This window comes from Oceanisphaera psychrotolerans (assembly GCF_001870485.1).
Taxonomy (GTDB): Bacteria; Pseudomonadota; Gammaproteobacteria; order Enterobacterales; family Aeromonadaceae; genus Oceanimonas; species Oceanimonas psychrotolerans.
In genome coordinates this window covers 29,835-44,267 of sequence record NZ_MDKE01000023.1, presented here as the reverse complement: position 1 = coordinate 44,267, position 14,433 = coordinate 29,835, and the positions used below count along the sequence as shown (strand labels likewise).

9 protein-coding genes and 2 pseudogenes are annotated in these 14,433 nt (G+C 52.7%); 4 read left to right on the top strand and 7 right to left on the bottom strand.

Annotation, left to right across the window (positions count from 1 at the left end):
- Positions 1 to 118 (bottom strand): annotated as a pseudogene (locus BFR47_RS17820) (IS630 family transposase); the annotation flags it as partial.
- Between the two features lie 286 nt (positions 119 to 404).
- Between BFR47_RS17820 and BFR47_RS10000 the strand changes: the two are divergent.
- A complete protein-coding gene (locus BFR47_RS10000; protein ID WP_071472932.1) occupies positions 405 to 1,532 on the top strand; it encodes an AAA family ATPase in 1,128 nt (375 codons plus the stop codon).
- Complete coding sequence (locus BFR47_RS17505) at positions 1,529 to 3,718, top strand: S8 family peptidase (protein ID WP_083399085.1); 2,190 nt, start codon at positions 1,529 to 1,531, stop codon at positions 3,716 to 3,718. The genes BFR47_RS10000 and BFR47_RS17505 overlap by 4 nt, the downstream gene beginning before the upstream one ends.
- A 404-nt stretch (positions 3,719 to 4,122) precedes the next feature.
- On the opposite strand, the gene BFR47_RS09990 is transcribed toward BFR47_RS17505, so the two are convergent.
- From BFR47_RS09990 to guaB, 3 genes and pseudogenes are all read right to left on the bottom strand, one after another.
- Entirely contained in the window at positions 4,123 to 5,310 is a 1,188-nt protein-coding gene (locus BFR47_RS09990) for a tyrosine-type recombinase/integrase (RefSeq protein WP_071472930.1), read from the bottom strand.
- Between the two features lie 307 nt (positions 5,311 to 5,617).
- Positions 5,618 to 7,194: pseudogene (gene guaA / locus BFR47_RS09985) on the bottom strand (glutamine-hydrolyzing GMP synthase).
- Between the two features lie 93 nt (positions 7,195 to 7,287).
- Positions 7,288 to 8,751 carry an IMP dehydrogenase gene (gene guaB / locus BFR47_RS09980; RefSeq protein ID WP_071472929.1) on the bottom strand — a complete coding sequence of 488 codons (1,464 nt, stop codon included), beginning with the start codon at positions 8,749 to 8,751 and terminating at the stop codon, positions 7,288 to 7,290.
- 157 nt (positions 8,752 to 8,908) lie between these two features.
- On the opposite strand from guaB, the gene xseA reads away from it, so the two are divergent.
- Both xseA and BFR47_RS09970 read left to right on the top strand, forming a co-directional pair.
- Positions 8,909 to 10,252 (top strand): exodeoxyribonuclease VII large subunit, encoded by a 1,344-nt coding sequence (gene xseA, locus BFR47_RS09975; protein ID WP_083399084.1) that lies wholly within the window; start codon positions 8,909 to 8,911, stop codon positions 10,250 to 10,252.
- Between the two features lie 124 nt (positions 10,253 to 10,376).
- The gene (locus BFR47_RS09970; RefSeq protein ID WP_071472928.1) at positions 10,377 to 10,877 is read left to right on the top strand and encodes an aminoacyl-tRNA deacylase; all 501 of its coding nucleotides are present in this window, start codon (positions 10,377 to 10,379) and stop codon (positions 10,875 to 10,877) included.
- Between the two features lie 181 nt (positions 10,878 to 11,058).
- Here the strand turns inward: BFR47_RS09970 and sucD are convergent, their stop codons facing one another.
- From sucD to odhB, 3 genes are all read right to left on the bottom strand, one after another.
- Positions 11,059 to 11,931, bottom strand: a complete 873-nt coding sequence (sucD, locus tag BFR47_RS09965) for a succinate--CoA ligase subunit alpha (protein WP_071472927.1) — start codon at positions 11,929 to 11,931, stop codon at positions 11,059 to 11,061.
- 4 nt (positions 11,932 to 11,935) lie between these two features.
- On the bottom strand, positions 11,936 to 13,102 hold the full coding sequence (gene sucC, locus BFR47_RS09960; protein WP_071472926.1) for an ADP-forming succinate--CoA ligase subunit beta: 1,167 nt from the start codon (positions 13,100 to 13,102) through the stop codon (positions 11,936 to 11,938).
- 112 nt (positions 13,103 to 13,214) lie between these two features.
- The gene (gene odhB / locus BFR47_RS09955; RefSeq protein WP_071472925.1) at positions 13,215 to 14,429 is read right to left on the bottom strand and encodes a 2-oxoglutarate dehydrogenase complex dihydrolipoyllysine-residue succinyltransferase; all 1,215 of its coding nucleotides are present in this window, start codon (positions 14,427 to 14,429) and stop codon (positions 13,215 to 13,217) included.
- Positions 14,430 to 14,433: the final 4 nt, after the last annotated feature.

Sequence of the window (14,433 nt, the reverse complement as noted above, 5' to 3'; positions counted from 1 at the left end):
CTTCATAACGCAGTAGGATGGCCATGACTCGACGGGCATGCTGCTTGTCGCGCGTAGTCTGAATAATCTTGTGCATTCGGCGTCGCTCTGGGCGAGGTAGGGGTGGTAAGATCGGCATGAACTCAGTCCTTTGGGTGTCGTTTTGTTTTGTTTGGCGACTGATCAGATCGCACAAACTGGACTGAGTTCCCTTCCTTACAGTGATCTACTATTCGGAACAGCTATTTAGGGCGATTGGAGAACCACATTAAGCAACGATCAATGGTCGCTGATAGAAATGTTGACGCATAATAGTTCAAAAAACCACCAAAAAGCAACTGAAATCGACATGTAGTAAATTAGTTGAGCAAATTGGTTCACTATATGTCAAAATGAGTTCATCAGCTTCCTTGTTGGCTCGAAAGATGAAGTACTATACTGAAATATCTAACATTGTGCGCGGTGCTCTAGCAAGTGACCGTAAGCACGTTTCTATTTATATCCAACAACTCATTGAAAAGTTGAAGGCCGATGGTGAAAACCTTGCGGTTAAAGGGCTTATTGAGCAGCTAGAAGGAAATGTACATCCGGTTACAGCGAAAGGAGCGTCAGCAAACTCTGCTTTTCAGAGGCCTATACCGGTCGAGAAAGACAACCGTTTTTCTCTAGCGGATATGTCCCATCCATCGATTATGGATTCTCAGGTTTTTCTACCAGAAGGTTCAAAAAAGATAGTTGAGTCATTCTTAGGCTATATAGATAAAAAAGAGAAGCTGATTGAGCTAAATATACCTATTAATCCAACGTTACTTTTACATGGAGCCCCAGGCACAGGTAAAAGTAAATTAGCTAACTATATTGCTGCAAAGCTAGAGCTTCCTTTAGTTACTGCACGTGCTGATGCTCTAATATCATCCTATTTGGGCTCTACATCGAAAAACATAAGAGCTCTGATTGACTATGCGCAGTCTCAGCCGTGCGTCCTTTTTCTTGACGAGTTCGACGCTATAGCCAAAGCCAGAGATGACAAGAACGAGATCGGGGAATTAAAGAGAGTTGTAGTTAGCTTGCTTCAGAACATAGATACTCTAACAGATACGATCGTTGTAGCTGCAACTAACCATGTCCACCTTTTAGACCCGGCAATTGGTAGAAGATTTCACTACAAGTTAGAACTTAGTCCACCATTAGAAAAAGAAAGATATGCAATTTTCAATTCTTTGCTTTCGAAACATGAGTTTACTGAAGAAGATTTGAAGTTATGTGTTCAAGTGTCGGATGGAATGACTGGTGCAGAGATCGAAATGGCAACATATGAGTATTTAAGATACTCCGTTATTAACGAGCTGCCAGCCTCAAAAATTAGTCTTGTGAGAACTATTTTGCTCTCATTATACCCTTGGCTAAATTTCGAAGATGATGAAGCACGCAGTATAAACATGCAAAAACTAAAAGAGTTAAATGGGGACCTTTTCACAGGGAAACTATTCTCTTTATTATGGGATATATCACCGAGCTATGTTAGTCGGCTACTCAAGGATAATAAAAAATGAGCACCCCTAAGAATCCTATAAAACATGTCCAATTTTCTACTACTGATTATTTTCAGCCGCCAGTGAACACAGGGGGGTCTTCTACTCCATTGAAGCCTGTGACAGCAGAGTTTAGATCTGAACTACTTTCATCTATTGATGCTGTATCCCACTCCTTAGAAGTTGGAACAAAAATTGGTGGTGTTAATACATGTGCAGCTGTTGTTGAGTTGGAAAAAAATGCCATAGCAAAAACACATAGACCTACGGCACTTTTCAATGATAAAACATGTCCTTTTTTTGGCGATCAAGGGTATGGTAAGTTTTTAGTGCAAGTAAATGCAGAAGGTCTTGCTGTATTACGTGACAAGATTCAGAAGGCCGCAACCAAGAGTGCAATTAAGGCACTGTCAACTATTAAAGGCATTAGCAAATACACTCCTAACCTCGATTGTATCGGAACAGATTTAGAACCAATAATTATTCGCTTGTTTCGTTATCGAGATGATAAACTCAACCTAGTTGTTGACCAAAAGTTCGAAGCGTTGCTAAATAACTATGAGGCTAAATGGGTAAAGCACCCTTCAGAATCGGTACGTCTTTATAAAGTTTTTTCTTATCCTAAATCTTTGTTAGAACTTTTACCGTTTATAAGCTCAGTACAAAGCGCTATTCGTTCGCAGAGCATAACCGTAAAGCCAATGTCTGATTCAACTGTTCAGCCAGAGCAAGCAGAACTATCAGAACCTCTGGATGATAGATTGTATCCGATAATTGGTGTGGTCGATAGTGGAGTCAGTAGTGATTGTCCTGCTATCCAGAATTGGGTTGTTGGTTCGAAATGCTATGTTCCAGAGCCTTTGAGAAACTTTTCTCACGGTACATTTGTGAGTGGCTTAGTATCGAATTCATTCCTCTTTAATCAAGATGTGCGCTTTCCACTGAGTCAATCAAAAATATTCAGTGTTGAAGTGCTTGGTGATGGTGTGGGTGATGTGTTTGAAATTATTAATGCAATGCATGAAGTGGCCCAAGAGCAGCCGCATATTAAAATTTGGAACTTGTCTCTAGGCTCATCTTCGCCTGTATCTCTTGATGAAATTTCCACAATGGCTTTAATGCTTGATGAGTTTCAAGATAAATATGATTGCTTATGTATCGTAGCAGCAGGTAATTATACTGATTCGCTCAGGAGTTGGCCTCCAATTTCAAAACTTAATGATGGTGTATCTAGTCCTGCTGATTCTGTCCGCGCGATTACAGTTGGCGCTTTAGCTCATATTGATGGACATGTACTTAATGAAGAGCCGTCACCATTTAGCCGTAAAGGACCAGTTTCGAACTACATACAGAAACCAGACTTAGTACACTTTGGCGGGAACTTACTTTCAGTAGGGGGAATGCCAATCCCATTGGGCGTAAACTCAGTTTGTCCCCTAGGCAACAAGAGAAACGATATTGGCACTAGTTTTTCAACGCCGATTATTGCCACTGTCGCTGCTAATATCTATCAGCAACTAGGTGAAAGAGCCTCCCCAAACCTTGTAAAGGCTTTATTAATTCATAATGCGAATATGAATCATGGTTATAAGCTTGATAAAGAACACAAGTTATATTATGGCTGGGGCTTACCTCAAGATATTAACAGCATTGCTGAAGTGAATGATTTTGAAACAACCCTCGCGTTTCAGGGGCACGCCCAAAAGAGTTTTGAAGTGGAAAAGTTACCGTTTCCTATTCCTGAGTGTCTCCGCACAGAAGAAGGGAAAGTGAGAGCTGAATTCTTCATAACTTTAGTATATCAACCCAAACTAGATCCAAATAGAGCATTTGAATACTGTCAGTTTGATGTGAATGTAGGTTTTGGTGAATATAAAGATGGTAGCTTCTCATCAAAGATTCCACGCCAGCAAGAAGCACATAGCTTTGAGTCGGAACTTATTAAGAATGGTGATAAATGGTCTCCAATTAAAGTCTATTATAAGAGATTTTCCAACGGCACAAACATTGAAAACTGGAGGTTAAGAGTATCCGTTCTAGACCGTGAAGGTGTCGAAGCTCAAGGGGTTCAAATCCCATTCACAATACTAATTACAATTCGTGACATTGACAAAGAAAAGCCCGTTTACAATGAAATGGCGAAGTTAATCGATGCATATAACTGGGAGGTTTCTGACCTAGTTGTCGAGCAAAGAATAAAAATTTAATACCTGTCTCATAGAGGCTAGAGATTGCATTACTAGCCTTAACTTCCCCGGTAGTTTAATGTCGAAAAGATCAGTTAGACGACTAAATTGAACGAGATTATAAACAATAATTTAGGGTGAATAATAAAAAGTATACATCTCAACACCCCGAACTTTAGAATTATTTTCCGGTGGTGTCGATTAAACTTCCTTTTTGTTCAACAAGGAAATCTGAGGGCAATAATTTACTGTGACCCATTCGTTGAATCCGATAAGATAGTTGATATTTACGAGCAAATCGATAAGCACCTAACCATCAAATCATTTCTGCTTAATCACTTGTTACAAGCAAACTCTGGATCAGAGAAAATGAGTATATTGTGACAGAAGGAAGAGAATTATCGTTCTCTTCGCTTATTAACGAGTTAAACCATCCACTCATCAAGCATATCAGCCCAGTCCTGTAGCATGGCGGTACGCTGCTCGCGATACTCTGCTTTGTTGTAAACCGCCCTTACGCCCTTCTGCTCGTGAGCCAGGCATTTCTCTATCCAGTCGGTATTGTAGCCAGCTTCGTGCAGCAGAGTGCTAGCGGTGCGGCGCAGATCGTGAGGGCCAAACTTGGCAAGGGGCTGCCCTTCTTTCTGAGCCAGCTTATAAGTCAGGTCCAGCACGCGGTTCAGGGTGGCGCTGCTCATGGGCAAGTCGGAGTCGTAGCGGGACGGCAGTATATAGTCTGAGCCACCCGAGAAGGTCTTCAGGGCAATCAGGATATCCAGGGCCTGCCTGGATAGAAACACCAAATGGGGATTTCGCCGTTTCATCCGCTCCTTAGGGATAGTCCACAGCGCTTCGCTGAAGTTAATTTCACTCCAGGTGGCATTGGTCAGCTCGCTTTTGCGTACCATGGTCAGCAGCAGCAGCTTTACCGCTGCCCGAATGGACGGTGATGTACCAATCCGCTCAATGTACTGATACATGAGTTTGATTTCTTCCGGCGACAGGGTGCGATCGCGGGGTTCAAACCTGGCAATGCTGGATGGCCTTACCGAATCGGCCGGGTTCTCTACCTTTTGCCCTCGTTCAATGGCCCAGCGGTATACCTGGAGCACAATATCACGGGTATGAACGGCAGTAGCAGGAGCTCCACGGTCTACAATGGCATCGGTCAGCGCTCGTAAGTCTTCATGGGTTATTTCGGAAAGCTTCTGATTGCCGAATTTTTTCTCCAGCTCTCTGGCATACACAGAGCGGCGCATATCCCGGGTGGAGTCCGCCATCTGGTAGCCCCGCAGCCACTTCTCTGCCCAGACACCAAAGGTTTCCGCATCTTTTACCCGTGCCTTGTTCCGAGCTTTCTCCTTGGCCGGTGATTTGCCATCGGCCACCATGCGCTTGGCCTCATTCAGGCGCTCCCGGGCTTCGGCCAGGGTAATGCCCCCTACGCCATAGCGGCCAAAGGTGATCGTCTCCTGGCGTCCATGAATGGAGTAGTTGTAGCGGAACGAGACGGTGCCGGCCGGCGTAACGGCCACATAGAGGCCATCCCGATCGTTCACCTTGTAGAGCTTCTCTCTGGGCTTGAGGTGGCGCAGCTTGGTATCGGTCAGCATGAGTCTGGTCCTTAGTCGATTTTGATACCATGCTGAAAAAGCCTTATGAATCGGCTCTTTATTTCTTTAAAAACAGTGCTTTATGTAAATTTGATACCATGTAGTCATAAGGTAAGGCAGCATGGTATTGGCTCTCACTTATGGTATCGCTCACCGATAATACCAAGTTAAATACCACGCTCAAGTCGTGCTTCCCGCTGCTAATTGTTGCCAGACAGTGCAGGCTGTAAAAACAAAAAAGCCCATGTAAACATGGGCTTAAGTGTCATTTCATGCCGGTTACTGCCAGCTGTTACCTAACGAGTGATTATTCCCACTCGATGGTGGCGGGCGGCTTGCCGGAAATATCGTAAACCACTCGTGAAATGCCGTCGATTTCGTTGATGATGCGGTTGGACACATGCCCCAGAAAATCATAAGGCAGGTGCGCCCAGTGCGCGGTCATGAAATCGATGGTTTCCACTGCCCGCAGCGACACTACCCAGTCGTATTTACGCGCATCGCCCATCACGCCCACGGAGCGTACCGGCAGGAACACGGTGAAGGCCTGGCTGACCTTGTTGTACAGGTCGTGCTTGTGCAGCTCTTCGATGAAGATGGCATCGGCCCGGCGCAGCAGGTCGCAGTATTCCTTCTTCACTTCGCCCAGCACCCGAACACCCAGACCCGGGCCCGGGAACGGATGACGATAGAGCATGTCGTAAGGCAGACCCAGCTCCAGGCCGACCTTGCGTACCTCATCCTTGAACAGTTCTTTCAGCGGCTCGACCAGCTTGAGTTCCATGTCTTCCGGCAGGCCACCCACGTTGTGGTGCGACTTGATTACATGGGCCTTGCCGGTGGCGGAGCCGCAGACTCGATGACGTCCGGATAGATGGTGCCCTGAGCCAGCCACTTCACATCCTTGATCTTGCCCGCTTCTTCATCGAACACTTCGATGAAAACGCGGCCGATGATCTTGCGCTTGGCTTCCGGATCGTTTTCGCCGGCCATGGCGGCCAGGAAACGGTGCTCGGCATTCACGTGCACGATGTTCAGGCCGAAGTGGTCACCGAACATGTCCATCACCTGCTCGGCTTCGTTCAGGCGCAGCAGGCCGTTGTCCACGAACACGCAGGTCAGCTGAGAGCCGATGGCACGGTGCAGCAGCATGGCGGTCACGGAAGAGTCGACACCACCGGACAGGCCCAGCAGCACCTTGTCGCTGCCTACCTGCTCGCGAATACGAGCAACCGCATCGTCGATGATGGTGGCCGGGGTCCACAGCGCTTCACAACCACAGATGGTGCGAATGAAGTGCTCCAGCATGCGCGCACCCTGGCGGGTGTGGGTCACTTCCGGGTGGAACTGCACGCCGTAGAAACGACGCGTCTCGTCCGCCATACCGGCAAAGGGACAACTGCCGGTCTGGGCAATCTTCTGGAAGCCTTCGGGCAGGGCCACAACCTTGTCACCGTGGCTCATCCACACGTCCAGCAGCGCGGTGCCGTCGGCGTCGACCGCATCTTCAATGTTGGCAAACAAGGCGCAGTCGGCCACCCGCTGAACCTGGGCGTAACCGAACTCGCGCTCGTTGGAGCCGGACACGGCGCCGCCCAGCTGCTCGGCCATGGTCTGCATGCCGTAGCAGATGCCAAACACCGGTACGCCGGCGTTGAACACGTATTCCGGTGCCCGTGGGCTGCCGGCTTCGGTGACCGACTCCGGTCCCCCGGACAAGATAATGCCATTCGGATTGAAGTCGCGGATCTGGGCTTCGGTGACGTCCCAGGCCCACAGCTCGCAATACACACCCAGCTCCCGAACCCGGCGGGCAATCAGCTGAGTGTACTGAGAGCCGAAATCCAGGATCAGGATCCGGTTATCATGAATATTTTTGGTCATCGTCTTCCTACTCGTTACAAAGACCGCCTGTGGGGGGCCAGACGGCAATAGAAAAAACGGGGGGACATGCCCCCCGTTTAATGCGTTTCGGGATCAACCCAACCGGTAGTTGGGGGCTTCCTTGGTAATGGTCACATCGTGCACGTGTGACTCCTGGATGCCTGCGCCGGATATCTTAACAAATTCTGCCTTGGTGCGCAGGTCATCGATGGTGGCACTGCCGGTCAGTCCCATGGCGCTGCGCAGACCACCCATCTGCTGATGGATAATCGCCTTGAGCATGCCCTTGTAGGGTACCCGTCCTTCGATACCTTCCGGCACCATCTTGTCGGCGGCGTTGTCGCTCTGGAAGTAGCGGTCGCTCGAGCCCTTGCTCATGGCACCCAGGGAACCCATGCCACGATAGGATTTGAAGGAACGGCCCTGATACAGCTCGATTTCACCGGGAGACTCTTCGGTACCGGCAAACATGGAGCCCATCATCACACAGTTGGCACCGGCGGCCAGCGCCTTGGCGATGTCACCGGAGAACCGGATACCGCCATCGGCGATCACCGGAATATCCAGCTCCTTCAGTGCGGCGACGGCGTTGGCCACGGCGCTGATCTGAGGCACACCACAACCGGTCACGATACGAGTGGTACAGATGGAGCCCGGGCCGATACCGACCTTGACCGCGCTCACACCCGCTTCGGCCAGCGCCAGGGCACCGGCAGCGGTGGCCACGTTACCGCCGATAATCGGCAGGTTCGGGAACGCCTTGCGGGTTTCGCGGATGCGTTGCAGCACCCCTTCGGAATGACCATGAGAAGAATCGATCAGCAGCACGTCGAGACCCGCATCAACCAGCGCCTGAATACGAGCTTCGTTGCCCGGTGCCGCGCCCACTGCCGCACCAACACGCAGACGACCCTGCTCGTCCTTGCAGGCGTTAGGCTTGCTTTCGGCCTTCTGGAAATCCTTAGCACTGATCATGCCGGTCAGCTGGCCGCTGGATCCGACCACCAGCACTTTTTCGATACGGTGCTGCTGCATCAGTGCTTCAACCTGATCGCGGGAGGCGCCAACCTTGACGGTGACCAGGCGAGATTTTTCGGTCATCACTTCATGAACCAGCTTGCTCATGTCCTGTACGAAACGTACATCGCGACCGGTGATGATGCCTGCCAGCTCCCCCTCGGCACTCACCACCGGGTAACCGGCAAATCCATTCTGCAGGGTCAGTTCACGCACCTCGGCGATCGACATGTCGGGACGTACGGTCACCGGATCGGATACCACACCACTTTCGAATTTCTTGACCTTGCGAACCTGGGCCGCCTGGGCTTCAATCGACATGTTTTTGTGAATGAAGCCGATACCCCCTTCCTGGGCGAGTGCGATCGCGAGGTCGGCCTCGGTCACGGTGTCCATGGCGGCGGAAACAATGGGAATGTTAAGATGGATGTCCCGAGTCAGGCGGGTACGAAGATCCGCAGTATTGGGAAGTACGGTGGAATGGGCTGGGACCAGCAGTACATCATCAAAGGTCAGGGCGTCTTGGGCAATCCTAAGCATCGCAATATTCACCATTAGTTGGGGGAAAAATATTGCCGAAGAATTTTAGGCATCCGAGCCCCTTCGGTAAAGCGATTTTTGTGATTTTGGCAAATTAAGCGCAAAATAGCCGTAAAACCGGCTTATTTTAACATAAAGATACTCATCAGGGGCCATTTTGCATCAGGATAAATTAACAGAGGTGTATACGGTCACCCGTCTTAATCGTCATGCCCGCATGTTGCTGGAAGGCGAAATGGGCGCGGTCACCTTGAGCGGGGAAATCTCCAACCTCGCCACTCCGGGTTCCGGCCACTGGTATTTTTCTCTGAAAGACAACCAGTCCCAGCTGCGTTGCGCCATGTTTCGCGGCAACAACCGCAGCGTGAGCTTCAAGCCTAAAAATGGCGATCAGGTACTGATCTTCGGCAAAGTCACGCTATATGAACCGAGAGGTGATTATCAGCTGGTGGCGCAAACCATGGCCCCCGCCGGTGAAGGATTGCTCAAACAGCAATTCGAGGCCCTCAAGCGCAGCCTGGGGGATGAAGGGCTGTTCGACAGTATTCGCAAGCGCCCGCTGCCCGAGCACCCGGCCCGTATCGGTATCATCAGCTCCCCCACCGGGGCAGCATTACACGACATTCTGACGGTGCTGGCTCGCCGGGCGCCGCATTTGCAGGTTATTGTCTATCCCAGCCAGGTGCAGGGCGAGCCCGCGGCCATGCAACTGGTGTCCGCCCTGGCCACCGCCAACCGCCGGGCCGAAACCGACGTGCTGATTCTGGCCCGCGGGGGCGGTTCGCTGGAAGATCTGTGGTGCTTCAACGACGAACGACTGGTGCGTGCCATCGCCGCCTCGCACTTGCCGGTGGTCAGCGCCGTCGGCCACGAGGTGGACATTACCCTGAGCGACCTGGTGGCGGACTTGCGCGCCCCTACCCCGTCCGCCGCCGCCGAACTGATAAGCCGTGACGGCAGCGCCCAGCAACAGCAGTATCTGCAGTGGCAGCAGCGGTTGCAGCTGGCCCAGCGTCGCTATCTGCAGCAGCACCGGCGTCGGCTGGAGCTGCTCGGCGCACGCCTCGACCGCCAGCATCCCCGCCAACAGCTGCAACAGCAGGCACAGCGGCTGGATCAACTGCAGGCCCGGCTGCAACGTGCCCAGCGTTTACGCCTGGAGCAGGCCCAACAGCGGCTGAGCAACGCCCGGCTGCGTTTGCAACACCAACACCCGGCCCAACGACTGCAGAGCCGTCAGACGCTGCTCAGCGGCCTTCAGCTGCGTCTGAACAGCCAGTTGAAAGCCCGCCTCGACCGCTGCGCTCATCGACTGGCTCTGGCCGGCTCCCGGCTCAACGCCATCAGCCCGCTCGCCACCCTGGCCCGCGGCTACAGCATTACGCAACATCAGGACCGGGTGATCACCGATGCCGGCCAGTTGCAACCGGGGGATACCCTACGCACCCGTCTGGCCCGGGGGGAAGTCATCAGCCAGGTGCTGGAAAGCCATGAGCCATGAGACGTCAGAACAATGGCTCGCAGGGCCATTTGAGGCATTTTAAAGTCAACTTTCCATAGACGGACTATACTGGGTAGGCAGTAGAAGAAGGCTGCCGACATGGCATCGCCTTCGGGAGGTATCTATGGCTATGTCAATCAGACTGAAGCAGTACCTGGATCAACACCATATCCCCTATGACATGGTGCACCACAGCTACGCAGAAGGCGCGGCGCAAAGCGCCATCGCCAGTCATGTCCCCCTCGCGCAGATGGCCAAGGCGGTCATTCTGGAGCGGGACGACGGTAAATCCATCATGGCGGTGCTTCCTGCCGCCGACAAGGTCGATCTTCAACGCCTGAATTACCTGATCCACCGCGAAGTACAGCTGACGCCGGAGCACACCCTCGGGAAGTGGTTCGATGACTGCGATCCCGGTGCCATACCCGCCCTGGGTGAAGCCTATTCACTGGACACCCTGGTGGACGATGAAGTGCTCGGCATGGCCGACATCTACATGGAAAGTGGCGACCACCGGGATTTGATCCACATGAAAGGCGACGACTTCCGCCGTCTGGCCAGCCGCTGGCAACACGGCCACTTCAGCATCAAGCCCGATCCCTGGAGCCGCGTCGAGCGGATGTAACTCAAGCACAGCGATAAGCCGTGAGCGTTACACGGTAAGTGAAACATACCCGGGTTCGGCTACTGGATGCCTGGCTTCGCAGGAACGACGAACCCGACCGCCACAGAATGGGGTTGAAACCATCATAAAAAAGGAGCCTTTCGGCTCCTTTTTTGTTGCTTCCAACTTAATGCTGATGGTTTTACCAACCGGTCACGTCTCGCAGCGCCTGGCCGATGTCGGCCAGGGAGCGCACGGTTTTGACACCGGCGTCCTGCAGGGCGGCAAATTTTTCGTCTGCGGTGCCCTTGCCACCGGAGATGATGGCACCGGCATGGCCCATGCGCTTGCCCGGAGGGGCGGTGACGCCGGCGATGTAGGAGACCACCGGCTTGGTGACGTGCTCCTTGATGTAGGCGGCGGCTTCTTCTTCGGCAGTACCGCCGATTTCACCAATCATCACGATGGCTTCGGTTTCCGGATCTTTTTCGAACAGCGCCAGAATATCGATAAAGTTCGATCCAGGAATAGGATCGCCGCCGATGCCGACACAGCTGGACTGGCCAAAGCCCTCGTCGGTGGTCTGCTTGACCGCTTCATAGGTCAGGGTACCGGAACGGGACACGATACCGACCTTGCCCTTCTTATGGATATGGCCGGGCATGATGCCGATTTTGCACTCGTCGGGAGTGATCACGCCCGGGCAGTTGGGGCCGATCATGCGTACGCCGGTTTGCTCCAGCTTGACCTTGACGTCCAGCATATCCAGGGTCGGAATGCCTTCGGTGATGGTGACAATCAGCTCGATGCCCGCATCGATGGCTTCCAGGATGGCATCCTTGCAGAAGGCGGCCGGTACATAAATCACCGAGGCGGTGGCACCGGTCACTTCAACCGCGTCACGTACCGTGTTGAACACCGGCAGACCCAGATGAGTGGTGCCGCCCTTGCCGGGTGACACGCCACCCACCATTTTGGTGCCGTACTCGATGGCCTGTTCGGAATGAAAGGTCCCCTGGCCACCGGTGAAACCCTGACAAATCACCTTGGTGTCTTTGTTGATCAGAATGCTCATGCTGTTATTTCCCCTGTGCGGCGTTGACGACCTGAACGGCGGCGTCGGTCAGGCTGGTGGCGGCGATGATGTTCAGGCCGGACTCGGCCAGCCTGGCGGTGCCGGCTTCGGCATTGTTGCCTTCCAGACGCACCACCACCGGGACTTTTACGCCCACCTCTTTCACCGCACCGATGATGCCGTCGGCAATCATGTCGCAACGGACAATGCCACCGAAGATGTTGACCAGCACCGCTTTCACATTGCTGTCGGAGAGAATAATCTTGAAGGCTTCGGTCACCCGCTCCTTGGTGGCGCCACCACCGACATCCAGGAAGTTGGCAGGTGCACCGCCGTGCAGGTTGACGATGTCCATGGTGCCCATGGCCAGGCCGGCACCGTTGACCATGCAACCGATGTTGCCGTCCAGCGCCACGTAGTTCAGTTCCCACTTGGCCGCATGGGCTTCGCGAGCATCGTCCTGAGACGAATCATGCATGTCACGCAGTTTGGGCTGACGGTAGAGGGCGTTGGAATCGATGTTGATTTTGCCGTCCAGGCAATGGAGATTGCCGGCGGAGGTGATAACCAGGGGATTGATTTCGAGCAGGGCGAAATCGTAGTCCAGGAACATCTGTCCCAGACCCAGAAAAATGTTGGTGAACTGCTTGATCTGGTTGCCTTTGAGGCCCAGTTTGAATGCCAGTTCACGGCCTTGGTAAGCCTGCGGGCCAACCAGGGGATCAATAGCGGCTTTGTGGATCAGTTCGGGCGTCTCTTCGGCCACCTTCTCTATTTCCACACCACCTTCGGTGGATGCCATGAACACAACCCGACGGGTACCACGATCGACCACGGCGCCCAGATACAACTCTTTATCGATATCGGTACAAGACTCGACCAGGATCTTGGCAACCGGCTGACCTTTGGCATCGGTCTGATAGGTCACCAGGTTTTTACCCAGCCAGTGTTCGGCGAATTCTCGAATCTCTTCTTTGGTTTTAGCCAGTTTGACACCGCCGGCCTTACCTCGGCCTCCGGCATGAACCTGACATTTTACCACCCACATACTACCACCGATCTTGCTGGCGGCTTCCACTGCTTCCTGTGGATTATCACATGCATAGCCTTCCGACACGGGTAAACCGTACTCGGCAAACAATTTCTTTGCCTGATATTCATGCAAATTCATGTTGTGCGTCCATTGTTGTGTTGGGATTAGAGTATGTTGTATTTCCGTTATTGTGTTTTAGTCAAAGGGATAAAAAAGGGTCGGGCTAAAGCCCGACCTCATTATTATTGTGTTATACGTCCAGCAGCAGGCGGGTCGGGTCTTCCAGCAGTTCCTTGATGGAAACAAGGTAACCCACAGACTCACGGCCGTCGATCAGACGATGGTCGTAAGACAGTGCCAGATACATCATCGGCTGGATTTCGACTTTACCGTTAACGGCCATCGGGCGATCCTGGATCTTGTGCATACCCAGAATGGCGCTTTGCGGCGGATTGATGATCGGCGTAGACATCAGTGAACCGAACACACCACCGTTGGTGATGGTGAAGTTACCGCCAGTCATGTCGTCCACGGTCAGCTTGCCGTCACGACCCTTGATGGCCAGTTCCTTGATGCTCTTCTCGATATCGGCCAGGCTCAGGCGATCACAGTCGCGCAGTACCGGTGTTACCAGACCACGAGGAGTGGATACCGCGATGCTGACATCGAAGTAGTTGTGATAAACGATATCGTCGCCATCGATAGACGCGTTCACTTCGGGGTAACGCTTGAGCGACTCGACTACCGCCTTCACATAGAAAGACATGAAGCCCAGACGAATGCCGTGACGCTTCTCGAACACCTCCTGATACTGCTTGCGCAGGCTCATGATCGGACCCATGTTGACTTCGTTGAAGGTCGTCAGCATGGCGGTGGTGTTCTTGGCTTCGAGCAGACGTTCGGCGACTCGCTTGCGCAGACGAGTCATCGGTACCCGCTTCTCGGTACGCTCACCCAGCGGTACTACCGGTGCTTCGGCCTTGGCAGCAGGTGCGGCGGCAGGCTTGTTGCCACCCTTGATGAAGGCTTCCACATCTTCCTTGGTGATGCGACCGCCCTTGCCGGAACCGGACAGCTTGGTCACGTCGATGCCGTGCTCTGCCACCAGGCGGCGAACCGCCGGGCTCAGGCTGTCATCGTCAGACTTGGCGTCGGCTTTGCTTTCTTCCCTGGCTTCACCATTGGCGGAAGAAGCGGCCTTTTCTTTGGTGGCTTCACCGGCCACGGCACCCTGCTTGAGCTTGCCGATCAGCTGCTGACCCAGCACTGTCGCGCCGGCGTCTTCGAGTATGGCTTCCAGGATGCCGGCTTCGGGAGCCGGCACTTCCAGTACCACTTTGTCGGTTTCGATATCGACGATCACTTCGTCGCGCTCAACCCGGTCACCCGGCTGCTTGTGCCAGGTGGCAATGGTGGCATCGGCGACAGATTCAGGAAGGTCGGGAACCTTGATTTCGATGGTCATCAGT

Coding starts and splice junctions, on each gene's coding strand:
- BFR47_RS10000 (WP_071472932.1), top strand. CDS start 405: ATGAAGTACTATACTGAAATATCTAACATTGTGCGCGGTGCTCTAGCA.
- BFR47_RS17505 (WP_083399085.1), top strand. CDS start 1,529: ATGAGCACCCCTAAGAATCCTATAAAACATGTCCAATTTTCTACTACT.
- BFR47_RS09990 (WP_071472930.1), bottom strand. CDS start 5,310: ATGCTGACCGATACCAAGCTGCGCCACCTCAAGCCCAGAGAGAAGCTC.
- guaB (WP_071472929.1), bottom strand. CDS start 8,751: ATGCTTAGGATTGCCCAAGACGCCCTGACCTTTGATGATGTACTGCTG.
- BFR47_RS09970 (WP_071472928.1), top strand. CDS start 10,377: ATGGCTATGTCAATCAGACTGAAGCAGTACCTGGATCAACACCATATC.
- sucD (WP_071472927.1), bottom strand. CDS start 11,931: ATGAGCATTCTGATCAACAAAGACACCAAGGTGATTTGTCAGGGTTTC.
- sucC (WP_071472926.1), bottom strand. CDS start 13,102: ATGAATTTGCATGAATATCAGGCAAAGAAATTGTTTGCCGAGTACGGT.
- odhB (WP_071472925.1), bottom strand. CDS start 14,429: ATGACCATCGAAATCAAGGTTCCCGACCTTCCTGAATCTGTCGCCGAT.